This window comes from Bradyrhizobium lablabi (assembly GCF_018129385.1).
Lineage (GTDB): Bacteria > Pseudomonadota > Alphaproteobacteria > Rhizobiales > Xanthobacteraceae > Bradyrhizobium > Bradyrhizobium lablabi_C.
Genome location: NZ_JAFCLN010000012.1, coordinates 36547 through 62131, shown reverse-complemented (window position 1 = coordinate 62131; position 25585 = coordinate 36547). Strand labels below are relative to the sequence as shown.

Sequence of the window (25585 nt, the reverse complement as noted above, 5' to 3'; positions counted from 1 at the left end):
GCGCTCAGGCGATCCGGCTCTGCTTCGGATAGGCGGCTGGTGAGGGGCTGGCCGCTCCCTTCAAAACCCGCTTCCGAATCGACCGCGCGATTCCGTCCGACAGGCGCACCCCGAATCGGGCCAGCCGACGCGCACGCCATGACAGCCTGTCGTCGGTCGAGAGCGACCGCAAATCATACGCTTTCGCCAGGCAGTCCCGTTCGCACGCCACCTTCTCCGGATCGCCGTAGAACGCGGCGAGCTTGTCCGAATCCATTCCTTCGCTGGCAAGCCAGCGTGGAATGTGGGTGTTGCACAATAGCTGGACGTCGTTGAACACCTTGGTCGTACCGGTACCTGCGGCGGGACACGAGGTGGAGAAGGTATCGCCCGCCAGCACGACTCCCGGCTGTAGATAGTTGTCGTTGACGACGAGATCGGCAGGCCGAATCCGGATGAGACCGCTGACCTTGAACTTTCCCATCATGCGTTCGAGGCGCGGCATCAGCTTGCACATCGTTGCTTCCGGGGCGGTCCGAAAGGTCCGGAGCCACGGATCGTCCATGTCGCGATAGACCATCAGGTTGACCCGCATCGCATTGCCGATCGGGAAGATCGTCAGATACGCCATCCGGGCTTCGGTGCTCGCCGGCCAGTACGTCAGCGCCGGAAAGTCGAAGGCGGGCCGGCCGACGGGCTCGACATCGAAGCCGAGCGTGATCGAATGGCACGGGCTGATGACCCGGCGCTTGATGCCGAGCATATGGCGCATGCCGAGATTAAGGCCGGTCGCGAGCACGACGAGCCGTGCCGAGATTTCCTCGTCGTTCGACAACCTGAGCTTCTGGCGGTCTGCACTGTTCGCAATGGACAACACCTTGGCGTGGATGCTCGCCAGGGCAGGGTGAATCTGCGCACGCATCGTGTTGACGAGCGTGTCGTACATGATGCCGTGCTGGTCGGACGGCTTTTTGGTCACGACATAGCCGAAGCGGGCTTCCCACACTTCGCCGTCGAGGGTCGTTGCGCGCAAGGTGGTGTCGGCAAGGCCTGTCTTGCGAAGCAGGGTGAGCTGATTGCCGCCGAGCTTTTCGCAGCGCAGTTCCGGCGGATAGGTCTCGTGGGGATCGATCAAGACCGCCGGGATGCCGGCGCGGCCCAGCATCGCCGCGGCTGTTGAGCCGGCGAGGCCGCCACCGACGATCGCAACATCCGTGTAGCGCATGGAAAAGCCTTGGATCCCCTTGGGCGATCATTGCGCCCGCAAACGCAAAGAAAGCCTGAAGGAGATCCTCACAATGACGGCATCGCCGGCAGCGACTTAACCGAAAAACAATGGCGGGTGGGCAAGATTGTCGCAGCGCGGCTGCATTGGATTCCGATGATCACGGTAACGATTGATTCACCAAAGCCGGACCTCGGCCCGCATTGGGACGATCTGGTCGCGCGCGCCTCGCCGAACGTATTCATGGACCCGGCCGCACTGCTGGCAGCGGTCGCGACCGGGTTTGCCGTTATCCGCGTGCTGCTGGCCTGGGAGGGAGAGGGCGCCGCACGCAAACTTGTCGGGGTATGGGCGCTACGGCTGCGAAAGTTCGCGCCGCTCTGGCCGATCGTTCTCGACGCATTGCCGTTCAACTACGCCTTCGTTTCCAGTCCGGTGGTCGATCCGGCCTATGCGGATGCCGTCATCGCGGCGTTCCTGTCGGCGATCGGCAAGAGCGGGCTGCCCAAGATTCTGAATCTTTCGTCGATCGATGCGGAAGGTCCGGTCTATTCGGCCATCCTCCGGGCGCTTGCCGAGCGCGGTGCCGAACCCCTTGTCCTGTCGAAGCTCTCGCGGCCTTACGTCACCAGCGAGTCCGGCGTGAAGCGGTCCGGCTCGACCCGCAAGAAGCTGCGGCAGGACTGGAACCGGCTTTCGGCGCTGGGGACGGTCGACATCCGAAACGACAGGACGCCCGCGGAGGTGCAGGGCGCGTTCGAGATATTCCTCGCCCTCGAAAAGGCATCGTGGAAGGGCGAACGCGGCACGGCCTTGCTCTCGCACGAATCGGATGCCGCTTTCGTCCGGCGCCTGATTCAAAATCTGGCGGAGAGACAGAACGCCTCGGTGGCGCAATTGCGCGTCAATGGGGAGGTCATCGCCGCCCAGGTGCTGATGTATTGCGGAAACACGGCCTATACCTGGAAAACTGCATTTGACGCGGGCTACGCCAGATACTCGCCCGGGACGCTGCTGGTCGACAAGATCACGGACGAGCTCCTCGCGAGCGAGACGATTCGGGCCGTCAATTCCTGCGCGGCCGAATCGAGTTTCATGGGGCAGCTCTGGTCGGGACGCCGGGCCATGGCGGACATGCTGATAGACGTCGGGCCCGGAAAATCATTCGGATATCGGGTAGAAGCCTTGCGATTGACTGGTTATCAGCGCCTGCGCGACTTGCGGGATCGGCTGCGCGAGCGGCCGGCGCTCCCTGCGAAGATCACGAAAGTGGCCTGACAACTACTATTCTACCTCTTGCGGGCCTGACTTTCTCAACGAAGGCGCTCGAAAGGAGTGACCAGGCGAATCGAACTCTCAGGGGCGCCCCAACTTCGTCCTTTGCTGCCTTGCAATAAGCCCCAGCCAACTCCACATTCTGCAAGCGCCGCAGGCGTTTCTTCGGCGTTCTTTCGCCTTGACTTGACGGCATACCGCTTATACAAGGCGCGCACTTCACGACAGGCGGTGAGCATAGCCAGCGTCGGAACGGAACACCCGAACCGGATTTTTTGCCGGGACGGGCACCAACCTCGACGAATGCCGCTCAAACGCTGTCGATCATAGCTAGGCAATGCCAGTGCGATTGTAGTTCTCGAGAGCCTGTTCTCTTGGGGGTGAATCGGATGCATGACCCCGGTGCCGGACTGAACAGCGAACGCTGATCAGCATCTCGCCGAGGTCCTCTGTGGCGTCGAAGCGCTTTCCGCTCAGCGATGAGTGGTTGGCGCGATTTCGTTTTGCGTGAATGCTTTTTGTCACGCGAGGCGGCCGGACGGGACGGCCAGTCCCGAAAGAAGAATTTGCGCAACCGGTTATCGGAAGCGCGTGAATAAAAGGGTGAAGGCTACATGCCGACGATCAATCAGCTGATCGCAAAACCGCGCGAAGTCCAGAAGTCGCGCAAGAAGGTGCCCGCGCTCCAGCAGTCGCCGCAGAAGCGCGGCGTCTGCACGCGCGTCTACACGACGACTCCGAAGAAGCCGAACTCGGCGCTTCGCAAGGTCGCCAAGGTGCGCCTGACCAATGGCTTTGAGGTGATCGGCTACATCCCGGGTGAAGGCCATAACCTTCAGGAGCACTCGGTGGTGATGATCCGCGGCGGCCGCGTCAAGGACTTGCCCGGCGTGCGCTACCACATCCTCCGCGGCGTGCTGGACACCCAAGGCGTCAAGAATCGTAAGCAGCGCCGTTCGAAGTACGGCGCGAAGCGTCCGAAATAAGCGGGAACAGATCAGATGTCGCGTCGCCATTCTGCCGAAAAGCGTGAAGTGCTTCCGGACCCGAAGTTCGGGAACATCATCATTACGAAGTTCATGAATTCGATCATGTACGACGGCAAGAAGTCTGCCGCCGAAAGCATCGTCTATGGCGCGCTCTCCATGATCGAGACCAAGACCAAGCAGGGTCCGCTGCCGGTTTTCGAGCAGGCGTTGGAAAACGTGATGCCGACCATCGAGGTCCGCTCGCGTCGCGTCGGCGGCGCCACCTACCAGGTTCCGGTGGAAGTCCGCTCGGTGCGCCGTCAGGCGCTCGGCATCCGCTGGATCATCGCCGCAGCGCGCGAGCGCAACGAAAAGACGATGACGGAGCGGCTTTCCGCCGAGCTGCTCGACGCGTCGAACAACCGTGGGAACGCCGTCAAGAAGCGTGAAGACGTGCACCGGATGGCGGAAGCCAACCGCGCCTTCTCGCACTATCGCTGGTAACGGCGAACAACGGATTTAAGGAACAGCCCCATGCCCCGCCAACATGCCATCGAGGACTACCGCAACTTCGGTATCATGGCGCATATCGACGCCGGCAAGACCACGACCACCGAGCGCATCCTCTATTACACCGGCAAGAGCCACAAGATCGGCGAAGTGCACGAAGGTGCCGCGACGATGGACTGGATGGAGCAGGAGCAGGAGCGCGGCATCACGATCACCTCGGCCGCGACCACCGCGTTCTGGAACGGCAAGCGTCTGAACATCATCGACACCCCCGGCCACGTCGACTTCACCATTGAAGTCGAGCGTTCGCTGCGCGTGCTCGACGGCGCCGTGTGCGTGCTCGACTCCAACCAGGGCGTCGAGCCGCAGACCGAGACCGTCTGGCGCCAGGGCGACAAGTACAAGGTTCCGCGCATCGTCTTCGCCAACAAGATGGACAAGACCGGCGCCGACTTCTTCAAGTGCCTTGCCGACATCGTCGACCGCCTCGGCGCCAAGCCGATCGCGATCCAGCTCCCCATTGGTGCCGAGAGCAACTTCAAGGGTCTCGTCGACCTCGTGAAGATGAAGGGCATCATCTGGAACGACGAATCGCTCGGCGCGAAGTTCGATTATGTCGACATTCCAGAAGACCTCGTCGACCAGGCCAAGGAATATCGCGAGAAGATGGTGGAAGCCGCCGTCGAGCTCGACGACGATGCTTTGGCCGCTTTCCTCGACGGCAACGAGCCCGATGAAGCGACGCTGAAGCGGTTGATCCGCAAGGCGGTGCTGACCGGCGCCTTCTATCCCGTGCTGTGCGGCTCGGCCTTCAAGAACAAGGGCGTGCAGCCGCTGCTCGACGCCGTGGTCGATTATCTGCCGTCGCCGGTCGACGTGCCTGCGATCAAGGGCACCGACGACAAGGGCAACGAAGTCGTGCGCAAGGCGGACGACAAGGAGCCGCTCGCGCTGCTCGCGTTCAAGATCATGGACGACCCGTTCGTCGGCACCATCACGTTCTGCCGCATCTATTCGGGCGTGCTGATCTCGGGCACTGGCGTGGTGAACTCGACCCGCGAGAAGAAAGAGCGTATCGGCCGCATGCTGCTGATGCATGCGAACAACCGCGAAGACATCAAGGAAGCCTATGCCGGCGACATCGTCGCGCTGGCGGGCCTCAAGGAAGCGCGCACCGGTGACACGCTGTGCGATCCGAACAACGAGGTCATCCTCGAAAAGATGGAATTCCCGGAGCCGGTGATCGAAATCGCGATCGAGCCGAAGACAAAGGCCGACCAGGAAAAGCTGGGCGTGGCGCTGGCGAAGCTTGCCGCGGAGGATCCGTCCTTTCGCGTCTCGACCGATCACGAGTCCGGCCAGACCATCCTGAAGGGCATGGGCGAACTCCATCTCGACATCAAGGTCGACATCCTCAAGCGCACCTACAAGGTGGAAGCCAATATCGGCGCGCCGCAGGTGGCGTTCCGTGAGCGCATCACCAAGCGCGCCGAGGTGTCCTACACCCACAAGAAGCAGACCGGCGGTACCGGCCAGTTTGCGGCGGTGTCGTTCATCGTCGAGCCGAACGAGCCCGGCAAGGGCTATGAATTCGAATCGAAGATCGTCGGCGGTGCGGTGCCGAAGGAATACATCCCCGGCGTCGAAAAGGGCCTCGAGAGCGTGCTCACCTCGGGCGTGGTCGCCGGCTTCCCGGTGGTCGACGTCAAGGTGCAGTTGATTGACGGCAAGTATCACGACGTCGACTCCTCGGCGCTGGCGTTCGAAATCGCCTCGCGTGCGGCGTTCCGCGAAGCCCTGACCAAGGGCAAGTCGGTGCTGCTCGAGCCGATCATGAAGGTCGAGGTCGTGACGCCGGAAGACTATACGGGTTCTGTGATCGGCGACCTCAATTCACGCCGTGGCCAGATCCAGGGCCAGGACATGCGCGGCAACGCCAACGTCATCAACGCGATGGTGCCGCTCATGAACATGTTCGGTTACGTGAATAACCTGCGCTCGATGAGCCAGGGTCGCGCGACCTTCACGATGCAGTTCGATCACTACGCTGAAGCGCCGGCAAACGTGTCGGCGGAAGTCCAGAAGAAATTTGCTTGATTGTCGTTGATAACAGTCAACGACTGAACGGAGAGTCAAATGGCCAAAGCAAAGTTTGAACGTAACAAACCCCACTGCAACATCGGCACCATCGGTCACGTCGACCATGGCAAGACGTCGCTGACGGCGGCGATCACCAAGATCCTGGCCGAGACGGGCGGTGCAACGTTCACGGCATACGACCAGATCGACAAGGCGCCGGAAGAGAAGGCGCGCGGCATCACGATCTCGACCGCTCACGTCGAATACGAGACCAAGAACCGCCACTACGCCCACGTCGACTGCCCCGGCCACGCCGACTATGTGAAGAACATGATCACCGGCGCTGCCCAGATGGACGGCGCGATCCTCGTCGTGTCGGCCGCTGACGGCCCGATGCCGCAGACCCGCGAGCACATCCTGCTCGCCCGCCAGGTCGGCGTGCCGGCGCTGGTCGTGTTCCTCAACAAGTGCGACATGGTCGACGATCCGGAACTGCTCGAGCTCGTTGAGCTCGAGGTTCGCGAACTCCTCTCCAAGTACGAATTCCCGGGCGACAAGATCCCGATCATCAAGGGTTCGGCGCTCGCCGCGCTCGAAGATTCGGACAAGAAGCTCGGCCATGACGCCATCCTCGAGCTGATGCGCAATGTCGACGAGTACATTCCGCAGCCTGAGCGCCCGATCGATCAGCCCTTCCTGATGCCGGTCGAAGACGTGTTCTCGATCTCCGGCCGCGGCACCGTGGTGACCGGCCGTGTCGAGCGCGGCATCGTCAAGGTCGGCGAGGAAATCGAGATCGTCGGTCTGCGTGCGACCCAGAAGACCACCGTCACCGGCGTCGAAATGTTCCGCAAGCTGCTCGATCAGGGCCAGGCCGGCGACAACATCGGCGCGCTGCTCCGCGGCACCAAGCGCGAGGAAGTCGAGCGCGGCCAGGTTCTCTGCAAGCCCGGCTCGGTCAAGCCGCACACCAAGTTCAAGGCTGAGGCCTACATCCTGACGAAGGAGGAGGGCGGTCGTCACACCCCGTTCTTCACCAACTACCGGCCCCAGTTCTACTTCCGCACCACCGACGTGACCGGTGTCGTGCACCTGCCCGAAGGCACCGAGATGGTGATGCCGGGCGACAACATCGCGATGGAAGTGCACCTGATCGTGCCGATCGCGATGGAAGAAAAGCTGCGCTTCGCGATCCGCGAAGGCGGCCGCACCGTCGGCGCCGGCGTCGTCGCCAGCATCATCGAGTAAGGCAAAGGGAATGACGGACAGCGGTGGTTTCAACCGCTGTCCGCCACCCACCATTGGCGACAAGACGACATAGAAAGATACGGCAATGAACGGCCAGAATATCCGCATCCGGCTCAAGGCGTTCGATCATCGAATCCTCGATACGTCGACCCGTGAGATCGTGAATACGGCGAAACGTACCGGTGCCCAGGTGCGCGGACCCATTCCGCTGCCGACCCGCATCGAGAAGTTCACCGTCAACCGTTCGCCGCACGTTGACAAGAAGAGCCGCGAGCAATTCGAGATGCGCACCCACAAGCGCCTCCTCGACATTGTCGACCCGACCCCGCAGACCGTCGATGCCCTGATGAAGCTCGACCTCGCTGCCGGTGTTGACGTCGAGATCAAGCTCTAAGTTTTTGGATCGAGGTTCGCGCTTTAGCGGACAGAAAGAACAGGAAGCACGCCGATGCGCTCCGGAGTGATCGCACAAAAGGTCGGGATGACGCGGGTCTTTACGGAGACCGGCGAGCATATCCCTGTGACCGTGCTGAAGCTGGGTAACTGCCAGGTGCTGGGCCACCGCACGACCGAGAAGAACGGTTACGTCGCGTTGCAGCTCGGCTCGGGTTCCCGCAAGACCGTCTACATGCCGAAGGCCGAGCGCGGCCAGTTCGCCGTCTCCAAGGTCGAACCCAAGCGCAAGGTCGCCGAGTTCCGCGTGTCCGAGGACTCGCTGATCCCGGTCGGCGCCGAGATTCAGGCCGACCACTTCGTCGTCGGCCAGTTCGTCGACGTCACCGGCACCTCGGTCGGCAAGGGTTTTGCCGGCGGTATGAAGCGCTGGAATTTCGGCGGTCTGCGCGCCACCCACGGCGTGTCGATCTCGCACCGCTCGATCGGTTCGACCGGCGGCCGTCAGGATCCCGGCAAGACCTTCAAGAACAAGAAGATGCCCGGCCACATGGGCGTCGACCGCATTACCACGCTCAACCTGCGCGTGGTCTCGACCGATGTCGAACGCGGCCTGATCCTCGTCGAAGGCGCCGTTCCCGGCTCCAAGGGCGGCTGGATCTCGGTGCGCGACGCCGTCAAGAAGCCGCTGCCGAAGGAAGCCCCCAAGCCCGGCAAGTTCAAGGTCGCGGGCGGTGAGGCTGCCGCGGAAGCGCCGGCCGAGAAGGAGGGCGCGTGAGATGGAACTGAAAGTCACAACCCTTGAAGGCAAGGAAGCCGGCTCCGTCCAGCTTTCCGACGCCATCTTTGGCCTCGAGCCGCGCCAGGACATCATTGCGCGTTGCGTGCAGTGGCAGCTCAACAAGCGCCAGGCTGGCACCCACAAGGCCAAGGGCCGCGCCGAGATCTGGCGCACCGGCAAGAAGATGTACAAGCAGAAGGGCACCGGCGGCGCCCGTCACGGCTCGGCCCGCGTGCCGCAGTTCCGCGGCGGTGGCCGTGCGTTCGGCCCGGTCGTGCGTTCGCACGAGACCGCGCTGCCGAAGAAGGTGCGTGCGCTAGCGCTCAGGCATGCGCTGTCCGCGAAGGCCAAGGATGGCGGGCTGGTCGTGATCGACAGTGCAGAGGTCAAGGAAGCCAAGACCAAGGCGCTGGTCGGCCACTTCTCCGGTCTCGGGCTCACCAACGCGCTGATCATCGACGGCGCCGAGCTGAACACCGGTTTTGCGAGCGCCGCCCGCAACATTCCCAACATCGACGTGCTGCCGATCCAGGGCATCAACGTCTACGACATTCTCCGCCGCCAGAAGCTCGTTCTGACCAAGGCTGCGGTCGATGCGCTGGAGGCGCGCTTCAAATGAAGAACATCGATCCGCGCCATTACGACGTCATCGTGGCTCCGGTTGTGACGGAAAAGGCGACGCTCGCCTCCGAGCACAACAAGGTCCTGTTCAAGGTCGCCGCCAAGGCGACCAAGCCGCAGATCAAGGAAGCCGTCGAAAAGCTGTTCGACGTCAAGGTCAAGAGCGTGAACACGCTGGTCCGCAAGGGCAAGACGAAGGTGTTCCGCGGCAATTTCGGTTCGCAGTCGGATGTGAAGCGGGCGATCGTGACCCTCGAAGAGGGCCACCGCATCGACGTCACCACCGGTCTATAAGGCGGCACAGCGATGGCATTGAAGACATACAACCCCACGACGCCGGGCCAGCGCCAGCTGGTCATGGTCGATCGTTCGGCGCTCTATAAGGGCAAGCCGGTCAAGACGCTGACCGAAGGCAAGCTCGGCAATGGCGGCCGCAACAACACCGGCCGCATCACCGTGCGCTTCCGCGGCGGCGGCCACAAGAAGGCCTACCGCACGGTCGACTTCAAGCGCGACAAGGTCGACGTATCGGCGACCGTGGAGCGGCTGGAATACGATCCGAACCGCACCGCGTTCATCGCGCTGATCAAATATGCCGACGGTGAGCAGGCCTACATCCTGGCGCCGCAGCGTCTGGCCGCTGGCGACACGGTGGTCGCCGGCAACTATGTCGACGTCAAGCCGGGCAACGTCATGCCGCTCGGCAACATGCCGGTCGGCACCATCGTGCACAATATCGAGCTCAAGATCGGCAAGGGCGGCCAGCTCGCCCGTTCCGCCGGCACCTACGCCCAGCTCGTCGGCCGCGACCAGGACTATGTGATCATCCGCCTCAACTCGGGCGAACAGCGTCTCGTGCACGGCCGTTGCCGCGGCACCATCGGCGCGGTGTCGAATCCCGATCACATGAACATCTCGATCGGCAAGGCGGGCCGCACCCGCTGGATGGGCTGGCGCCCGCACAACCGCGGCGTCGTCATGAACCCGATCGATCACCCGCATGGCGGCGGCGAAGGCCGCACCTCGGGCGGCCGTCACCCGGTGACCCCGTGGGGCAAGCCGACCAAGGGCAAGAAGACCCGGTCGAACAAGTCGACCAACCGATTCATTCTCCTAAGCCGCCACAAGCGGAAGAAGTAAGGAACACCGGACATGGTTCGTTCAGTCTGGAAAGGCCCGTTCGTCGAAGGCTCGCTGCTGAAGAAGGCAGATGCCGCGCGCGCGTCCGGCCGTCACGACGTGATCAAGATCTGGAGCCGCCGTTCGACCATCCTGCCGCAGTTCGTCGGGCTGACGTTCGGCGTCTACAACGGCCAGAAGCACGTGCCGGTGTCGGTCAACGAGGAAATGGTGGGTCACAAGTTCGGCGAGTTCTCGCCGACCCGGACCTTCCACGGCCATTCGGGCGACAAGAAAGCCAAGAAGGCTTGAGGATTAGACGATGAGCAAACCAAAGCGCGAACGGAGCCTCGCCGATAACGAGGCCAAGGCAGTCGCCCGGATGCTGCGCGTCAGCCCGCAGAAGCTGAACCTGGTGGCGCAGTTGATCCGCGGCCGCAAGGCTTCGGCGGCGCTCGCCGACTTGCAGTTCTCGCGCAAGCGGATCGCGGTCGACGTCAAGAAGTGCCTGGAATCGGCGATCGCGAACGCCGAGAACAACCACGACCTCGAGGTCGACGATCTCGTCGTGGCGGAAGCCCATGTCGGCAACGGCATCGTGATGAAGCGTTTTGCCCCGCGCGGCCGTGGCCGTTCGGGCCGTATCTATAAACCGTTCTCGCACCTGACCATCGTGGTTCGTCAGGTCGAGGCCGAGGCGAGCGCCTAAAGGGCGCGGGAGAATACGATGGGTCAAAAGATCAATCCGATCGGGCTGCGTCTCGGCATCAACCGGACCTGGGATTCGCGCTGGTTCGCCGGCAAGAACGAGTACGGCAAGCTGCTGCACGAGGACGTCAAGATCCGCGAGATCCTGCACAAGGAGCTCAAGCAGGCCGCCGTCGCGCGCATCGTGATCGAGCGCCCGCACAAGAAGTGCCGCGTCACCATCCACTCGGCGCGTCCGGGCGTCGTGATCGGCAAGAAGGGCGCCGACATCGACAAGCTGCGCAAGAAGGTCGCCGAGATCACCGATTCCGACGTCGTCATCAACATCGTCGAAATCCGCAAGCCTGAACTGGATGCGACGCTGGTCGCCGAATCGATCGCCCAGCAGCTCGAGCGCCGCGTTGCGTTCCGCCGCGCCATGAAGCGCGCGGTGCAGTCGGCGATGCGTCTCGGCGCCGAGGGCATCCGCATCAACTGCTCGGGCCGCCTGGGCGGCGCGGAAATCGCGCGCATGGAGTGGTACCGCGAGGGCCGCGTGCCGCTGCACACGCTGCGCGCCGACGTCGATTACGGCGTTGCGACCGCGTTCACCACGTTCGGCACCTGCGGCGTCAAGGTCTGGATCTTCAAGGGCGAAATCCTCGAGCACGATCCGATGGCCCAGGACAAGAAGATGGCCGAAGGCGAGACTGCGCGGCCGCGCCGCGACGCCGCTTGAGAAAATTAGAGAAGGTTTGAGGGCGCAAAGCCATGATGCAACCAAAGAGAACGAAGTTCCGGAAGGCGCATAAGGGCCGCATTCACGGCACCGCGACTTCGGGCGCGACGTTGGCCTTCGGCCAGTACGGCCTGAAGGCGATGGAACCCGATCGCGTGACCGCGCGGCAGATCGAAGCCGCCCGCCGTGCGCTGACCCGTCACATGAAGCGCGCCGGCCGCGTCTGGATCCGCGTCTTCCCCGACGTGCCGGTGTCGAAGAAACCGGCCGAAGTGCGCATGGGCTCGGGCAAGGGCACGCCGGAATTGTGGGTGGCTCGCGTCAAGCCCGGCCGCGTGATGTTCGAGATCGACGGCGTAACCGTGCAGACCGCCAGGGAAGCGCTGTCGCTCGCCGCCGCCAAGCTGCCGATCAAGACGCGCTTCGTCGCGCGCATCGCGGAGTAGGTGACATGGCCGAGATGAAGATCGAAGACATTCGCGCGATGACCGACGACCAGAGGGAGGATGCCATCCTCAATCTGAAGAAGGAGCGCTTCAACCTGCGTTTCCAGCGCGCCACCGGGCAGCTGGAGAACACCTCGCGGATGCGCGAAGCCCGCCGCGACATCGCCCGTATCAAGACCATCGCCGCGCAGCAGCGCGCGAAGAAGAAGTAAGAGGCCTCACTATGCCGAAACGTACGCTTCAGGGCGTGGTCGTCAGCGACAAGCAAGCCAAGACCGTGGTGGTGCGGGTCGATCGCCGCTTCACCCATCCGATCTACAAGAAGACGATCCGCCGTTCCAAGAACTACCACGCGCACGACGAGAGCAACGAGTTCAAGCCGGGCGACATGGTGTGGATCGAGGAAAGTAAGCCGATCTCGAAGTTGAAGCGCTGGACCGTGGTCCGGGGCGAACACAAGAAAACGGCCTGACGCAAGGCCGGCGCGAGCCGGATGCAAGTCAGGGAAATTTTGAGCGCGAACAAGCGCAGAAAGAGGACGAGGTGCATCAATGATTCAGATGCAGACCAACCTCGACGTGGCCGATAATTCAGGCGCACGCCGTGTCATGTGCATCAAGGTGCTTGGGGGCTCCAAGCGCCGCTATGCCACCGTGGGCGACATTATCGTTGTGTCGATCAAGGAAGCGATTCCGCGCGGCAAGGTGAAGAAGGGCGACGTGATGAAGGCCGTCGTGGTGCGCGTCCGCAAGGACATCCGCCGCGCCGACGGTTCGGTGATCCGTTTCGACCGCAACGCCGCCGTGCTGATCAACAACCAGTCGGAGCCGGTCGGCACCCGTATCTTCGGGCCGGTGCCGCGCGAGCTGCGCGCCAAGAACCACATGAAGATCATCTCGCTCGCGCCGGAGGTGCTGTGATGGCTGCCAAGATCCGCAAGGGTGACAAGGTCATCGTGCTGAGCGGCCGCGACAAGGGCCGTACCGGCGAAGTGTTCGAAGTGCGTCCCGACGAGAACAAGGCGCTGGTGCGCGGCGTCAACATGGTCAAGCGCCACCAGAAGCAGACCCAGAACCAGGAAGGCGGCATCATCTCCAAGGAGTCGCCGATCCATCTGTCCAACATCGCCTATGTCGGCAAGGACGGAAAACCGACCCGCGTCGGGTTCAAGATTCAGGCCGATGGCAAGAAGGTTCGCGTTGCCAAGAGCACCGGAGCAGAGATCGATGGCTGATACAGCTTACGTGCCGCGCCTGCGCGCGGAGTATGACAAGAAGATCCGCGGGCTGATGACCGAGAAGTTCGGTTACGCCAACGTCATGCAGGTGCCGCGCCTGGACAAGGTCGTGCTCAACATGGGCGTCGGCGATGCCGTCAACGACCGCAAGAAGGCCGAGACCGCCGCCGGCGAACTGTCGATGATCGCAGGGCAGAAGGCGGTCGTGACCTATTCGCGGATCGCGATCTCGACCTTCAAGCTGCGCGAGAACCAGCCGATCGGCTGCAAGGTCACGCTGCGCAAGGCCCATATGTACGAGTTCATCGATCGCCTGGTGAACGTCGCACTGCCGCGCGTGCGCGACTTCCGCGGCCTCAACCCGAAGAGCTTCGACGGCCGCGGCAACTATTCGCTCGGCATCAAGGAGCACATCATTTTCCCGGAGATCGATTTCGACAAGGTCTCGGAAGCCCGCGGCATGGACATCACGGTCTGCACGACCGCCAAGACCGACGACGAGGCGAGGGCCTTGTTGACCGCATTCAATTTCCCGTTCCGGCAGTGAGGGGCTGAAGGCCTCTCAAACGCGGAAACCCAGGAGCCAAGCATGGCAAAGAAGAGTTCGATCGAGAAGAACAACCGGCGCAAGCGCATGGCGAAGAACGCCGCCCCCGCGCGCGCGAAGCTGAAGGCGATCATCGCCGACAAGAAGCGGCCGATGGAAGAGCGGTTCGCCGCCACCCTGAAGCTCGCCGAAATGCCGCGCAATTCGTCGGCCACCCGCATCCGCAACCGCTGCGAGATTTCGGGCCGTCCGCGCTCGAATTATCGCAAGAACAAGCTCTCGCGCATCGCGCTGCGTGAACTCGGCTCCAAGGGCCTGGTTCCCGGGCTCGTGAAGTCGAGCTGGTAAGGAGGGTCGGACATGTCAACGCACGATCCGATCAGTGATCTCATCACCCGCATCCGCAACGCGCAGATGCGCGCCAAGCCCAAGGTTTCGTCGCCGGGCTCGAAGATGCGCGCCAACGTGCTCGAAGTGCTGAAGACCGAGGGCTACATCCGCGGCTATGCCAGCGTCGACCACGCCTCGGGCCGCAGCGAACTCGAGATCGAGCTGAAGTATTTCGACGGCGAGCCTGTCATTCGCGAGATCGAGCGGGTGTCGAAGCCGGGACGTCGCGTCTACGTCTCGGTCAAGAACCTGCCGCGCGTGAACAACGGTCTCGGCATTTCGGTGTTGTCGACGCCGAAGGGAATTATGGCTGACCACGAAGCGCGCGAAGCGAATGTGGGCGGCGAAGTTCTCTTCACGGTGTTCTGAGGAAGGATCAGCCATGTCACGAGTTGGCAAAAGGCCTGTAACGATCCCGTCCGGCGTGACCGCGACGGTCGACGGGCAGACGGTGAAGATGAAGGGGCCGAAGGGCCAGCTTCAGTTCGTCGCGCACGACGACGTCGAGGTGAAGTTCGCGGACGGCAAGATCACGGTTGCCCCGCGCGCCAAGACCAACCGCGCGCAGGCGATGTACGGCACCGCGCGCGCCCAGGTCGCGAACCTCGTCGAGGGCGTCACCAAGGGTTTTGAGAAGAAGCTGGAAATCACCGGCGTCGGCTACCGTGCCGCGATGCAGGGCAAGAACCTGCAACTGTCGCTCGGCTACAGCCACGACGTGGTCTATGCGATTCCGGAAGGCATCACGATCGCCGTGCCGAAGCCGACCGAAATCACGGTGTCGGGCAACGATTCCCAGCGCGTCGGCCAGGTCGCCGCGGAAATCCGCGCCTATCGTCCGCCGGAGCCCTACAAGGGCAAGGGCGTGAAGTACGTGGGCGAATTCATCTTCCGCAAGGAAGGCAAGAAGAAGTAACGGAGCCGGTCATGTCATTGAAGGTCACGAATGCCCGGCGCAAGCAGCGTGTGAGGAAATCGCTGCGCCGTTCCGCCAACGGACGTCCGCGTCTGTCGGTGTTCCGCTCGTCGAAGCACATCTACGCCCAGGTCATCGACGACCAGAAGGGCGAGACGCTGGCTTCCGCCTCGTCGCTGGAAAAGACCCTGCGCGAGACCGGCAAGACCGGCGCCGACATCGATGCGGCCAAGGCGGTCGGCAAGCTGCTTGCCGAGCGCGCGGTGCAGAAGGGCGTGAAGGAAGTCGTGTTCGATCGCGGCGGCTATCTCTATCACGGGCGCGTCAAGGCGCTCGGCGATGCCGCGCGCGAGAGCGGGCTCAGCTTCTAGAGCATGATCCCGAAAAGTGGGAACCGGTTTTCGGGAAAGATCACGCTTAAACTAAAGAGTTTTTGGTACTTACAAGGACGGGGCGGTTAGCCCTCTAGAGATTGGAAAACACCATGGCAGGTGAACGCGAACGCGGCGGACGCGAACGGAGCAGGGAGCGCGAGGAGCGCGACAGCGAGTTCGTCGACAAGCTCGTCCACATCAATCGCGTGGCGAAGGTCGTCAAGGGCGGCAAGCGCTTCGGCTTTGCTGCGCTGGTCGTGGTCGGCGACCAGAAGGGCCGGGTCGGTTTCGGCCACGGCAAGGCGCGCGAAGTGCCCGAAGCGATCCGCAAGGCGACCGAATCGGCCAAGCGCAACCTGACGCGCGTGGCGCTGCGCGAGGGCCGCACGCTGCATCACGACATCGCCGGCCGTCACGGCGCCGGCCGCGTCTACCTGCGCGCTGCCCCGGCCGGTACCGGCATCATCGCCGGCGGCCCGATGCGTGCGGTGTTCGAGACACTGGGCATCCAGGACGTGGTCGCAAAATCGATCGGCTCGTCGAACCCCTACAACATGGTTCGCGCCACCTTCGATGCGCTCAAGCACCAGGATAGCCCGCGTTCAGTGGCCGCACGCCGCAACATCAAGGTTTCCGCCCTGCAATCGCGCCGCGTCGGCGGTGACGCCGAAGCTGCGGCGGACTAACACTTCGATTTGGAGTTAAGACGATGGCCAAGGCCGCAAAGACGATCAAGGTCGAGCAGACCGGCAGCGCGATTCGCCGCCATCACTCGCAGCGCTCGACGCTGATCGGCCTCAAGCTCAACAAGATCGGTCGCACCGCCGAATTGCCGGACACCCCGGAAGTTCGCGGCATGATCACCAAGGTTCAACATCTCGTCCGCGTCGTCGGCGAGAAGTAATTACAGGAGGAAGCACGATCCCGAAAAGTGGGGACCGGTTTTCGGTCAAGATCGTGCTCGAAGAATAAGGAAGCGAACGATGAAGCTCAGCGATATCGCCGACAACGCCGGCTCGCGCAAGAAGCGCATGCGCGTCGGCCGTGGCATCGGTTCGGGCAAGGGCAAGACCTCGGGCCGCGGCGGCAAGGGCCAGACCGCGCGCTCGGGCGTGCGCATCAAGGGCTTTGAAGGCGGCCAGATGCCGCTGCATCGCCGGCTGCCCAAGCGCGGCTTCAACAACATCTTCCGCGTCGAGTTTGCCGAGATCAATCTCGACCGGCTCCAGCAGGCGATCGACAGCAAGCAGATCGACGCCAAGGATACCGTGAACGCGGAATCGCTGGTGAAGGCGGGCGTGCTGCGCCGTTCCAAGGCGGGCGTGCGGCTGCTCGGCCGCGGCGAGCTCAAGGCCAAGCTCAACATCGAGGTGCATGGCGCCTCCAAGTCCGCGATCGCGGCGGTCGAGAAGGCGGGCGGCACGGTCAAAATCCTGGCGCCAGTCGAAAAGGACGAAGGCGAGGCCGCGTAACAACTGCGTCATTTGCCCGCGGCACGCGGGCAGTTTCGCTTTAGAACGATGGACTTATCGAAGCCGAGCACCAGATAATGTCCGGCGTCTGCCGAAGGCCTTGAGGGTTCAGGCCACGGCAAAGGGGGCGGCGGGAGAAAACCAAGACATGGTCTCAGCAGCAGAACAACTGGCGGCAAACCTCAATTTCGGCGCGCTGGCAAAAGCCGACGAACTGAAGAAGCGCATCTGGTTCACCCTGGGTGCGCTGCTTGTTTATCGGCTCGGCACCTACATTCCGCTGCCCGGCATCGACCCCAACGCCTGGGAGCAGGTGTTCCGCTCTCAGGCCGGCGGCATTCTCGGCATGTTCAACATGTTCGCCGGCGGCGGCATCAACCGCATGGCGATCTTTGCGCTGAACATCATGCCGTACATCTCGGCATCGATCATCATCCAGCTCCTGACGACCGTCTCGCCGCAGCTCGAGGCGCTGAAGAAGGAAGGCGAGGCGGGCCGCAAGACGCTCAACCAGTACACCCGCTATCTCACGGTGATCCTGGCGGCGTTCCAGTCCTACGGCATTGCGATCGGCCTCCAGGGCGCAGGCAACGTCGTCAGCGAACCCGGCCTGTTCTTCCTGCTGTCGACCTCCATCACGCTGACCGGCGGCACCATGTTCCTGATGTGGCTGGGCGAGCAGATCACCTCGCGCGGCATCGGCAACGGCATCTCGCTGATCATTCTGGCCGGCATCGTCGCCGAGCTGCCGTCGGCGCTCGCCGGCATGCTGGAACTCGGCCGTCAGGGCGCGCTGTCGACCGGGTTGATCCTGATCGTGATGGTGATGGCGGTCGCCGTGATCGCCTTCATCGTGTTCATGGAGCGCGCGCAGCGGCGCCTGCTGATCCAGTATCCGAAGCGCCAGGTCGGCAACAAGATGTTCGAGGGCCAGTCCTCGCATCTGCCGCTCAAGCTCAACACCTCGGGCGTGATTCCGCCGATCTTCGCGTCCTCGCTGCTGCTGCTGCCGACCACGGTCGCCAACTTCAATGCCGGCTCGGGACCGGAATGGATGCAGTGGCTGATCACGCAGCTCAGCCACGGCCGTCCGCTGTTCCTCGCGCTCTATCTCAGCCTGATCGTGTTCTTCGCCTTCTTCTACACGGCGATCGTATTCAACCCGACCGAGACCGCCGACAATCTGAAGAAGCATGGCGGCTTCATCCCGGGCATCCGGCCGGGCGAGCGCACCGCCGAATATATCGACTACGTGCTGTCGCGCATCACCGTGCTCGGCGCCGTCTACCTCGCGATCGTCTGTCTGATTCCGGAAATCCTGATTTCCTACGCCTCGGTGCCGTTCTACTTCGGCGGCACCTCGCTGCTCATCGTCGTCAGCGTGACGATGGATACGGTGGCGCAGGTGCAGGGCTATCTGCTGGCGCATCAATATGAAGGGTTGATCCGCAAGTCGAAGCTGCGGGGCCGCCGTCGATGAGGTTAGAGCTGGCGCGCCGCATCGCCATTACGATCGGCGCGCTGCTCATCTTTCGGCTCGGCAGTCATATCCCGCTTGCGGGTCTCTCTGTGCGAGCCGACCTGAATTCGACCAACATCCTCGCCCGCCTGTCGGTCCTCTCCCTCTCACTCATCCCCTACATCACCGCCGCGATCATCATCCAGCTCATCTCCGTCGTGTGGGGCAGGGTGGGCGCGCTCGAACGATCGGGCGAGGCCGGCCGCCGCAAAATCTCCCGCGCCACGTTGATCCTCACCTTGCTGCTGGCGACGTTCCAGTCGTTCGGTGTCGCCTCCGGCATCCAGAGCATTCCCGGCCTCGTCACCGAGCCCGGCGGCTGGTTCCTGTTGTCGGCGACGGCAACGCTGACCGGCGGTGTGTTCTTCCTGGTCTGGCTCAGCGAGCAGATCACCCGCCACGGCATCGGCAACGGAATCGCGCTTATCCTGTTCGTCGGCGTCGTTGTCACGCTTCCGGCAGAAGTTGCCGGCACGCTCGAGCTTGTCAGGCGGGGCGGCATTTCGGCCAACGTGGCGCTGCTCGCCGGCGGAATCTCGAGCGCGATGGTGATCGTCGTCATCCTCGTCGAACGCGCGCGGCGGAACGTGGCGGTCGAGTACGCGGCCCGGCAGGCCGGCTCGCGCCTGCTGCCTCCACGCTCTTCCGTTCTGCCGATCAAGCTCAACAGCGCCGGATTCCTGATCCCTTCGACGGTGACGCCGTGGGTCTTCTATCTGCCGCTCGCGCTCGCGACCTTCATCTTCGGCCAGACGCCCTGGCTCGCCGTTGCCTTCGACCACATGCAGTTCGGCCGGCCCGCCCACATGATCGTCGGAGCCATCGCGGTGTTCGTGCTCGCATTTGTCTACACCGCCTGCGTGCTCGATCCCGAGCGCGCCGCGAATACGTTGCGAGAGCAGGGTGGCGCGATTGCGGATGTCGCGCCGGGCGAGCCGACCGCCGCTTATCTCGACCGCGTGGTAACGTTGACGACCGTTATCGGTGCCGTCTACCTCGCGGCCATATCGGTGATTCCGGAGGCTCTGGTCGCTTATGGCGAACTGCCCTATTTTTTTGGTGGTGGGTCGGCACTGATTGTGGTTTGCACTATTCTTGATCTCGAAACGCAGGTGCGCGGGTATTCGCTCACCAAGCCTGGGGGCGAATATTTATGAGACTGATTCTTCTGGGGCCGCCGGGCGCGGGCAAGGGGACGCAGGCGCAGCGGCTGGTGGCCAAGCATGACATCATCCAGCTCTCCACCGGCGATATGCTGCGGGCGGCGGTCGCCGCCGGTACGCCGGTTGGAATGCAAGCCAAGGAGATCATGGCGAGCGGAAGCCTCGTGCCGGACGAGATCGTGATCGGCATCATTTCCGATCGCCTCGACCAGCCCGACATGAAGAACGGCTTTATCCTCGACGGTTTTCCGCGCACCGTGCCGCAGGCGGAAGCGCTCGACGAACTCCTGAAGAAGAAGCACATCAAGCTCGATGCGGTGGTGGAGCTGCGCGTCAATGAGAGCGCGCTGTTGCAGCGGGTCGAGAGCCGCGTCGCCGAGATGCGCGCCCGGGGCGAGGAAGTCCGTATCGACGACACCCCGGAAGTGCTGACCAAGCGGCTGGCCCAGTACCGTTCCATGACGGAACCGCTGATCCACTATTATTCGGAACGGCGGAAGCTGCTGACGGTCGACGGCATGCTGACCATCGAGCAGGTGACCCGGGAAATTAACCGGATTCTGGCCGCCATCGACGCCGCCGACGCCAGGGCGGCCGCCAAGAAGGCCCAGGCCAAGCGGGCCAGGGTGGCCAAAGCCGTCAAAAAACCCGCCAAGGCCGCCAAAAAGGCCTCCAAGGGGGCAAAAAAGGCCGCTACGAAGGTCGCCAAGCCCGCCAAGGGGAAAGTGGCCCGCAGGCCGGTCAAGGCCGCCAAAAAGGTCACGAAAAAGCGAGCTAAGCGTTAGAATCGGTTGACGAAACCGGTCACAATCCCTTAATAAGCCCCGCATCCAGATCGGATAGTTATCAGACGATGCCGGGCCCCGGGAAACCAAGGGGTTAGGGCGTCGTGTTCGCGTTTGTGGACACCTGCCCGAGCTAACACAATCAGAGGTCCGGCCCTGGTGCCGGCGACAGGAGAGAAGTCCGTGGCCCGTATTGCCGGCGTCAATATCCCGACCAACAAGCGCGTGCTGATCGCGCTCCAGTACATCCATGGCATCGGCCAGAAGAACGCGAACGAGATCATGGAGAAGGTGAAGATCCCGATGGATCGTCGCGTCAGCCAGCTTTCGGACCAGGAAGTGCTCCAGATCCGCGAAGTGATCGACCGCGACTATCTCGTCGAGGGCGACCTGCGCCGCGAAGTCGGCATCAACATCAAGCGTCTGATGGACCTCGGCTGCTATCGCGGCCTGCGCCATCGCCGCGGTCTGCCGGTGCGCGGCCAGCGCACCCACACCAATGCGCGTACGCGCAAGGGTCCGGCCAAGGCGATCGCCGGCAAGAAGAAGTAAGTTTCGAATTGAAGATTCAGGAGCGGCGATTTTCGGATCGCCGCTCAGGTGTAGCCGCTGGCATTACGGCGGTGTTGAGATCACAGGAAAGGTTTTGGAATGGGCAAGGACGCCACCCGCGTACGCCGTCGCGAACGCAAGAACATCGCTTCCGGCATCGCGCACGTAAGTTCGTCGTTCAACAATACGACCATCACCATCACCGACGCGCAGGGCAACACGATTGCCTGGTCGTCGGCCGGCACGATGGGCTTCAAGGGTTCGCGCAAGTCGACCCCTTATGCCGCGCAGGTCGCGGCTGAAGACGTTTCCAAGAAGGCGCAGGAACACGGCATGCGCACTCTGGAAGTGGAAGTTGCAGGCCCCGGTTCGGGCCGCGAGTCGGCGCTTCGTGCGCTACAGGCTGCGGGTTTCACCGTCACCTCGATCCGTGACGTGACCACGATCCCGCACAATGGTTGCCGTCCGCGCAAGCGTCGGCGCGTTTGATTTGTTTTCGTCGCCGGCGGCAGCGCGCCGCCAGCGATTTGGTTTGGAATATGTGCGCGGACTGATCCGCGATTTCCAACGCCGGTGATTTAGCGCAAATCGACCGGCCCGTATGGGTGAAGACAGTGACGATCCAGAAAAATTGGCAAGAACTGATTCGACCGAACAAGCTCCAGGTCATGCCCGGCAGCGACCCCGCCCGTTTCGCGACCCTGGTCGCCGAACCGCTCGAGCGCGGCTTCGGCCAGACGCTGGGCAACGCGCTGCGCCGCATCCTGCTGTCCTCGCTCCAGGGCGCCGCCGTGCAGTCGGTGCACATTGACGGCGTGCTGCACGAGTTCTCCTCGATCGCTGGCGTTCGCGAGGACGTCACCGACATCGTGCTCAACATCAAGGACATCTCGATCAAGATGCAGGGCGAAGGCCCCAAGCGCATGGTCGTGAAGAAGTCCGGCCCGGGCGTCGTCACCGCCGGCGACATCCAGACCGTCGGCGATGTCACAGTGCTCAATCCGGATCTACAGATCTGCACCCTGGACGAGGGCGCCGAGATCCGCATGGAGTTCACCGTCACCACCGGCAAGGGCTATGTCGCTGCCGAGCGCAACCGTCCCGAGGATGCGCCGATCGGCCTGATTCCGGTCGACAGCCTGTTCTCGCCGGTCCGCAAGGTCTCCTACAAGGTCGAAAACACCCGCGAGGGCCAGATCCTCGACTACGACAAGCTGACCATGACGATCGAGACCAACGGCGCGATCACGCCGGATGACTCCGTGGCCTATGCCGCGCGCATCCTGCAGGATCAGCTCAACGTGTTCGTCAACTTCGAGGAGCCGCGCAAGGAAGTCGCGCAGGAGATCATCCCCGATCTCGCCTTCAACCCGGCGTTCCTCAAGAAGGTCGACGAGCTCGAGCTGTCGGTGCGTTCGGCCAACTGCCTGAAGAACGACAACATCGTCTATATCGGCGACCTCGTGCAGAAGAGCGAAGCGGAAATGCTCCGCACCCCGAACTTCGGCCGCAAGTCGCTGAACGAAATCAAGGAAGTGCTGGCCCAGATGGGTCTGCACCTCGGCATGGAAGTGCCGGGCTGGCCGCCGGAGAACATCGACGAGCTCGCCAAGCGCTTCGAGGATCACTACTGAGTTGACGTCACCGTAGCGGCCGGTTTTCCGGCCGCTACATTTTTGGGCGAACGCAGGAAGCCCACCTGAGAAACTTGTCGCTGAACCACGCGACACAATTGAAGAAGGAATAGTCCAATGCGTCACGGCAAGGTTCATCGCAAGCTCAACCGCACCGCCGAGCATCGCCGTGCGATGTTCGCCAACATGTGCGCCGCGCTGATCAAGCACGAGCAGATTGTCACCACACTGCCGAAGGCCAAGGAGCTCCGTCCGATCGTCGAGAAGCTCGTGACGCTCGGCAAGAAGGGCGGCCTCGCCATGCGTCGCCAGGCCATCTCCGAGATGCGCGATGTCGACCAGGTCAAGAAGCTCTTCGACGTGCTGGCGCCGCGCTACAAGGACCGCCAGGGCGGCTATACCCGCATCATCAAGGCCGGCTTCCGCTATGGCGACAATGCCGCGATGGCCGTGATCGAGTTCGTCGACCGCGACGTCGACGCCAAGGGCCAGGACTCCGGCCCGACACAGGAAAAGGAAGCCGAGGCGGCGTAAGCCGGTACGGTCAAGAAATTCGAAAGCGGCGCCTCCGGGCGCCGTTTTTTGTTGGAAAAGTGCGATCTCGAAATCTTGATGGCATTCGCTGAAGCAGCGGCGCACGGCTTGCTTATCGTGGATGCGGGCGGCGGTCACGCCGCCGGGCACATCACCTCACATTGCGGAGCCAAAAAATGAAAATCGATCTTTCAGGAAAGACGGCGCTCGTCACCGGCTCGACCGCAGGCATTGGGCTGGCGATCGCAAAGGGCCTTGCCGCTGCGGGCGCCGGCGTCATCGTCAACGGGCGAGGCCAGGACAAGGTGGATGCGGCGGTGCGGGCGCTTTCAGCGTCAAAGCCTTCGGGAAAGATCAGCGGCGTCACCGCGGATGTCGGAACGGAAGCCGGATGCAACGCGCTGGTGGCGGCAGCGCCCGAGGTCGACATCCTCGTCAACAACACCGGCATCTTCGAGGTGAAGGATTTCTTCGATATCCCGGACCAGGAGTGGAGCCGCTACTTCGAGATCAACATCATGTCCGGCGTACGCCTGTCGCGCGCCTATATGAAGGGCATGCTCAAGCGCAACTGGGGCCGCATCATCTTCATCTCCTCGGAATCCGGCATCAACATCCCGACCGACATGATCCACTACGGCATGACCAAGACCGCGCAACTCGGCATCTCGCGCGGACTTGCCAAGTTGACGAAAGGCACTGGCGTCACCGTCAATTCGGTGCTGCCCGGCCCGACCCTGACGGAAGGCGTCGAGGTTTTCCTCAAAGGCGTCGCCAGGCAGAACAAGCAATCCGAGCAGGAGGCCGCCGCCAATTTCGTGAAGCAGCATCGCCCGAGCTCGCTGGTGCAGCGTTTTGCCGGCGTCGACGAGATCGCCAACATCGTGGTCTTCGTCGCCTCGAAGGAGGCGGCCATGACCAACGGCGCAGCGGTCCGCGCCGAAGGCGGCATTCTCGACACGATCGCGTGAGGCCGTAAATGCCCGCCTACGCCATCTCCGAAGTCGAGATGAAGGATGCGGCAGAATTCGATGCCTATCGCACGATGGCGGCGCAAACCATCGCGCGGTATGGCGGCCGCTATCTGGTCCGCGGCGGCGCGGCAGAGACCGTCGAAGGCGGCCCGCCGCCGAAGACCATCATCGTCGTCGAATTCCCGTCGATGGCGCGGCTGCGGGAATGGTACGCTTCGCGCGAATATGCCAAAGCGCTCAAGCTGCGGCGGACGGCGCTTGAGCGACGGCTGATTTTCGTGGAGGGTGTGCCGGTAGCGGCCTCGGGTCGCAGCGATCCGGACAGAACATGAGCCGATTCTGGAGCAGGCTGACGCATGACCTGACGCCCTATGTACCGGGCGAGCAGCCGCGCATGGCGGACCTGGTCAAGCTCAACACCAACGAGCATCCGCTCGGTCCTTCCCCGCGGGTCCTGGAAGCGATCCGCCAGGAGGCGACCGACGCGCTGCGGCTATATCCCGACCCTCTGGCCACCGCGCTGCGGGCTGCCTTGGCCAGCTACCATCGGGTGCGGCCCGAGCAGGTGTTCGTCGGCAACGGCTCGGACGAGGTGCTGGCGCACACCTTCGCTGCGCTGCTGAAGCACGATGCGCCATTGCTGTTTCCGGATATCACCTACAGCTTCTACCCGGTCTATTGCCGCCTGTTCGGCATCGCCTGCGAGGCCGTGCCGCTCGATCAGGCGATGCGCGTCCGCGTTGCCGACTATCGCCGGCCGGCCGGCGCCATCATCGTGCCCAATCCGAACGCGCCGACAGGGATTGCGTTGTCACGGGACGAGATCGCCGCCTTGCTGGACGAGCACCCCGACGCTCCCGTGGTGATCGACGAGGCCTATGTTGATTTCGGCGCCGAGACCGCGATTCCGCTGGTCGCATCCCACGACAATCTCCTGGTCGTTCAAACCATGTCCAAGTCGCGGGCTCTCGCCGGGCTGCGGGTCGGCTACGCGATCGGCGATGCCGGCCTGATCGAGGCGCTCACCCGCGTGAAGGACAGCTTCAACTCCTATCCTCTCGGCCGGCCGGCTCAGGCGGGCGCCATTGCCTCCCTGGAGGACGAAGCCTGGTTTCAACAGAGCCGGCTTGCCGTCATCGAAGGGCGCGAGCGGATGAATAGCGGACTGGAGCAGCTTGGCTTCGAGGTGCTGCCGTCCTCCGCCAACTTCGTGTTCGCGCGTCATCCGGCGCATGATGGCGCGGCGCTGGCCACTGCGCTGCGTCAGCGGGCGGTGATCGTCCGCCATTTCACCGCTCCCCGCATCTCGGACTATCTGCGGATGACCGTGGGTAGCGATGAGCAAATCGACCGGCTGTTTTCGGCCCTGTCGCAGATCCTGGGCAGAGATCGCAGGGCGGGTTAGCCGAAGGCGCAAC

Annotated in this window: 37 protein-coding genes; 36 read left to right on the top strand and 1 reads right to left on the bottom strand. The window is 63.1% G+C overall.

Annotated elements, in window-relative coordinates; translation table 11 throughout:
* Positions 1-4: 4 nt before the first annotated feature.
* On the bottom strand, positions 5-1204 hold the full coding sequence (locus JQ628_RS21710; RefSeq protein WP_212225223.1) for an FAD-dependent oxidoreductase: 1200 nt from the start codon (positions 1202-1204) through the stop codon (positions 5-7).
* A gap of 117 nt (positions 1205-1321) precedes the next feature.
* Between JQ628_RS21710 and JQ628_RS21705 the strand changes: the two genes are divergently transcribed.
* The 36 genes from JQ628_RS21705 to hisC all read left to right on the top strand — a co-directional run bounded on the left by JQ628_RS21705 (position 1322) and on the right by hisC (position 25572).
* Positions 1322-2482 (top strand): GNAT family N-acetyltransferase, encoded by a 1161-nt coding sequence (locus tag JQ628_RS21705; protein WP_349628101.1) that lies wholly within the window; start codon positions 1322-1324, stop codon positions 2480-2482.
* A 611-nt stretch (positions 2483-3093) separates the two neighbouring features.
* Complete coding sequence (gene rpsL, locus JQ628_RS21700) at positions 3094-3465, top strand: 30S ribosomal protein S12 (protein WP_028168167.1); 372 nt, start codon at positions 3094-3096, stop codon at positions 3463-3465.
* 15 nt (positions 3466-3480) lie between these two features.
* On the top strand, positions 3481-3951 hold the full coding sequence (gene rpsG / locus JQ628_RS21695; protein WP_212225221.1) for a 30S ribosomal protein S7: 471 nt from the start codon (positions 3481-3483) through the stop codon (positions 3949-3951).
* A 30-nt stretch (positions 3952-3981) separates the two neighbouring features.
* Positions 3982-6054 carry an elongation factor G gene (gene fusA / locus JQ628_RS21690; RefSeq protein ID WP_212225219.1) on the top strand — a complete coding sequence of 691 codons (2073 nt, stop codon included), beginning with the start codon at positions 3982-3984 and terminating at the stop codon, positions 6052-6054.
* Positions 6055-6093: 39 nt separating this feature from the next.
* The gene (gene tuf / locus JQ628_RS21685; protein WP_212225217.1) at positions 6094-7284 is read left to right on the top strand and encodes an elongation factor Tu; all 1191 of its coding nucleotides are present in this window, start codon (positions 6094-6096) and stop codon (positions 7282-7284) included.
* Between the two features lie 85 nt (positions 7285-7369).
* Positions 7370-7678, top strand: coding sequence for a 30S ribosomal protein S10 (gene rpsJ / locus JQ628_RS21680; RefSeq protein WP_002712302.1), 309 nt, complete (start codon positions 7370-7372; stop codon positions 7676-7678).
* Positions 7679-7732: 54 nt separating this feature from the next.
* Positions 7733-8455, top strand: a complete 723-nt coding sequence (gene rplC, locus JQ628_RS21675) for a 50S ribosomal protein L3 (RefSeq protein ID WP_212225215.1) — start codon at positions 7733-7735, stop codon at positions 8453-8455.
* A gap of 1 nt (position 8456) precedes the next feature.
* Complete coding sequence (rplD, locus tag JQ628_RS21670; protein WP_212225214.1) at positions 8457-9077, top strand: 50S ribosomal protein L4; 621 nt, start codon at positions 8457-8459, stop codon at positions 9075-9077.
* Positions 9074-9373, top strand: coding sequence for a 50S ribosomal protein L23 (locus tag JQ628_RS21665; protein ID WP_212225213.1), 300 nt, complete (start codon positions 9074-9076; stop codon positions 9371-9373). Before rplD ends, JQ628_RS21665 begins: the two co-directional genes overlap by 4 nt.
* Positions 9374-9385: 12 nt before the next feature.
* The gene (gene rplB / locus JQ628_RS21660) at positions 9386-10219 is read left to right on the top strand and encodes a 50S ribosomal protein L2 (protein ID WP_212225212.1); all 834 of its coding nucleotides are present in this window, start codon (positions 9386-9388) and stop codon (positions 10217-10219) included.
* A 12-nt stretch (positions 10220-10231) separates the two neighbouring features.
* Positions 10232-10510 (top strand): 30S ribosomal protein S19, encoded by a 279-nt coding sequence (rpsS, locus tag JQ628_RS21655; protein WP_212225211.1) that lies wholly within the window; start codon positions 10232-10234, stop codon positions 10508-10510.
* 10 nt (positions 10511-10520) lie between these two features.
* Entirely contained in the window at positions 10521-10907 is a 387-nt protein-coding gene (gene rplV, locus JQ628_RS21650; protein WP_057834247.1) for a 50S ribosomal protein L22, read from the top strand.
* An 18-nt stretch (positions 10908-10925) separates the two neighbouring features.
* Positions 10926-11624 (top strand): 30S ribosomal protein S3, encoded by a 699-nt coding sequence (rpsC, locus tag JQ628_RS21645; protein ID WP_212225210.1) that lies wholly within the window; start codon positions 10926-10928, stop codon positions 11622-11624.
* A gap of 32 nt (positions 11625-11656) precedes the next feature.
* Complete coding sequence (gene rplP, locus JQ628_RS21640; protein ID WP_212225209.1) at positions 11657-12070, top strand: 50S ribosomal protein L16; 414 nt, start codon at positions 11657-11659, stop codon at positions 12068-12070.
* 5 nt (positions 12071-12075) lie between these two features.
* Positions 12076-12282: a 50S ribosomal protein L29 gene (rpmC, locus tag JQ628_RS21635; RefSeq protein ID WP_212225208.1), complete on the top strand. Its 207-nt coding sequence runs from the start codon at positions 12076-12078 to the stop codon at positions 12280-12282.
* Between the two features lie 11 nt (positions 12283-12293).
* Complete coding sequence (gene rpsQ, locus JQ628_RS21630) at positions 12294-12542, top strand: 30S ribosomal protein S17 (RefSeq protein WP_006611847.1); 249 nt, start codon at positions 12294-12296, stop codon at positions 12540-12542.
* A 79-nt stretch (positions 12543-12621) separates the two neighbouring features.
* On the top strand, positions 12622-12990 hold the full coding sequence (gene rplN / locus JQ628_RS21625; protein ID WP_006611848.1) for a 50S ribosomal protein L14: 369 nt from the start codon (positions 12622-12624) through the stop codon (positions 12988-12990).
* Positions 12990-13304 carry a 50S ribosomal protein L24 gene (gene rplX / locus JQ628_RS21620; protein ID WP_212225206.1) on the top strand — a complete coding sequence of 105 codons (315 nt, stop codon included), beginning with the start codon at positions 12990-12992 and terminating at the stop codon, positions 13302-13304. Before rplN ends, rplX begins: the two co-directional genes overlap by 1 nt.
* Positions 13297-13854: a 50S ribosomal protein L5 gene (gene rplE, locus JQ628_RS21615; RefSeq protein ID WP_212225204.1), complete on the top strand. Its 558-nt coding sequence runs from the start codon at positions 13297-13299 to the stop codon at positions 13852-13854. Before rplX ends, rplE begins: the two co-directional genes overlap by 8 nt.
* 42 nt (positions 13855-13896) lie before the next feature.
* On the top strand, positions 13897-14202 hold the full coding sequence (gene rpsN, locus JQ628_RS21610; RefSeq protein ID WP_212225201.1) for a 30S ribosomal protein S14: 306 nt from the start codon (positions 13897-13899) through the stop codon (positions 14200-14202).
* A 12-nt stretch (positions 14203-14214) separates the two neighbouring features.
* Positions 14215-14613 (top strand): 30S ribosomal protein S8, encoded by a 399-nt coding sequence (rpsH, locus tag JQ628_RS21605; RefSeq protein WP_212225198.1) that lies wholly within the window; start codon positions 14215-14217, stop codon positions 14611-14613.
* A 13-nt stretch (positions 14614-14626) separates the two neighbouring features.
* Positions 14627-15160, top strand: coding sequence for a 50S ribosomal protein L6 (rplF, locus tag JQ628_RS21600; RefSeq protein WP_212225196.1), 534 nt, complete (start codon positions 14627-14629; stop codon positions 15158-15160).
* An 11-nt stretch (positions 15161-15171) separates the two neighbouring features.
* Entirely contained in the window at positions 15172-15531 is a 360-nt protein-coding gene (gene rplR, locus JQ628_RS21595; RefSeq protein ID WP_212225194.1) for a 50S ribosomal protein L18, read from the top strand.
* Between the two features lie 113 nt (positions 15532-15644).
* Complete coding sequence (gene rpsE / locus JQ628_RS21590) at positions 15645-16220, top strand: 30S ribosomal protein S5 (protein WP_212225192.1); 576 nt, start codon at positions 15645-15647, stop codon at positions 16218-16220.
* 23 nt (positions 16221-16243) lie between these two features.
* The gene (rpmD, locus tag JQ628_RS21585; RefSeq protein ID WP_212225190.1) at positions 16244-16438 is read left to right on the top strand and encodes a 50S ribosomal protein L30; all 195 of its coding nucleotides are present in this window, start codon (positions 16244-16246) and stop codon (positions 16436-16438) included.
* Between the two features lie 79 nt (positions 16439-16517).
* Positions 16518-17006 (top strand): 50S ribosomal protein L15, encoded by a 489-nt coding sequence (gene rplO, locus JQ628_RS21580; RefSeq protein WP_212225188.1) that lies wholly within the window; start codon positions 16518-16520, stop codon positions 17004-17006.
* 148 nt (positions 17007-17154) lie between these two features.
* The gene (gene secY / locus JQ628_RS21575) at positions 17155-18486 is read left to right on the top strand and encodes a preprotein translocase subunit SecY (protein ID WP_212225186.1); all 1332 of its coding nucleotides are present in this window, start codon (positions 17155-17157) and stop codon (positions 18484-18486) included.
* Complete coding sequence (locus JQ628_RS21570) at positions 18483-19682, top strand: preprotein translocase subunit SecY (protein ID WP_212225184.1); 1200 nt, start codon at positions 18483-18485, stop codon at positions 19680-19682. The genes secY and JQ628_RS21570 overlap by 4 nt, the downstream gene beginning before the upstream one ends.
* Positions 19679-20473: an adenylate kinase gene (locus JQ628_RS21565; RefSeq protein ID WP_212225182.1), complete on the top strand. Its 795-nt coding sequence runs from the start codon at positions 19679-19681 to the stop codon at positions 20471-20473. The genes JQ628_RS21570 and JQ628_RS21565 overlap by 4 nt, the downstream gene beginning before the upstream one ends.
* 183 nt (positions 20474-20656) lie before the next feature.
* A complete protein-coding gene (rpsM, locus tag JQ628_RS21560) occupies positions 20657-21025 on the top strand; it encodes a 30S ribosomal protein S13 (RefSeq protein ID WP_212225180.1) in 369 nt (122 codons plus the stop codon).
* Positions 21026-21124: 99 nt separating this feature from the next.
* Positions 21125-21514 carry a 30S ribosomal protein S11 gene (gene rpsK, locus JQ628_RS21555; RefSeq protein ID WP_212225178.1) on the top strand — a complete coding sequence of 130 codons (390 nt, stop codon included), beginning with the start codon at positions 21125-21127 and terminating at the stop codon, positions 21512-21514.
* 116 nt (positions 21515-21630) lie between these two features.
* Positions 21631-22659, top strand: a complete 1029-nt coding sequence (locus JQ628_RS21550; RefSeq protein ID WP_212225176.1) for a DNA-directed RNA polymerase subunit alpha — start codon at positions 21631-21633, stop codon at positions 22657-22659.
* 117 nt (positions 22660-22776) lie between these two features.
* A complete protein-coding gene (rplQ, locus tag JQ628_RS21545; protein WP_212225175.1) occupies positions 22777-23193 on the top strand; it encodes a 50S ribosomal protein L17 in 417 nt (138 codons plus the stop codon).
* A 176-nt stretch (positions 23194-23369) separates the two neighbouring features.
* The gene (locus JQ628_RS21540; protein WP_212225173.1) at positions 23370-24164 is read left to right on the top strand and encodes an SDR family NAD(P)-dependent oxidoreductase; all 795 of its coding nucleotides are present in this window, start codon (positions 23370-23372) and stop codon (positions 24162-24164) included.
* Positions 24165-24172: 8 nt separating this feature from the next.
* Positions 24173-24499 carry a DUF1330 domain-containing protein gene (locus JQ628_RS21535; protein ID WP_212225171.1) on the top strand — a complete coding sequence of 109 codons (327 nt, stop codon included), beginning with the start codon at positions 24173-24175 and terminating at the stop codon, positions 24497-24499.
* Complete coding sequence (hisC, locus tag JQ628_RS21530; protein WP_212225169.1) at positions 24496-25572, top strand: histidinol-phosphate transaminase; 1077 nt, start codon at positions 24496-24498, stop codon at positions 25570-25572. Before JQ628_RS21535 ends, hisC begins: the two co-directional genes overlap by 4 nt.
* Positions 25573-25585: the final 13 nt, after the last annotated feature.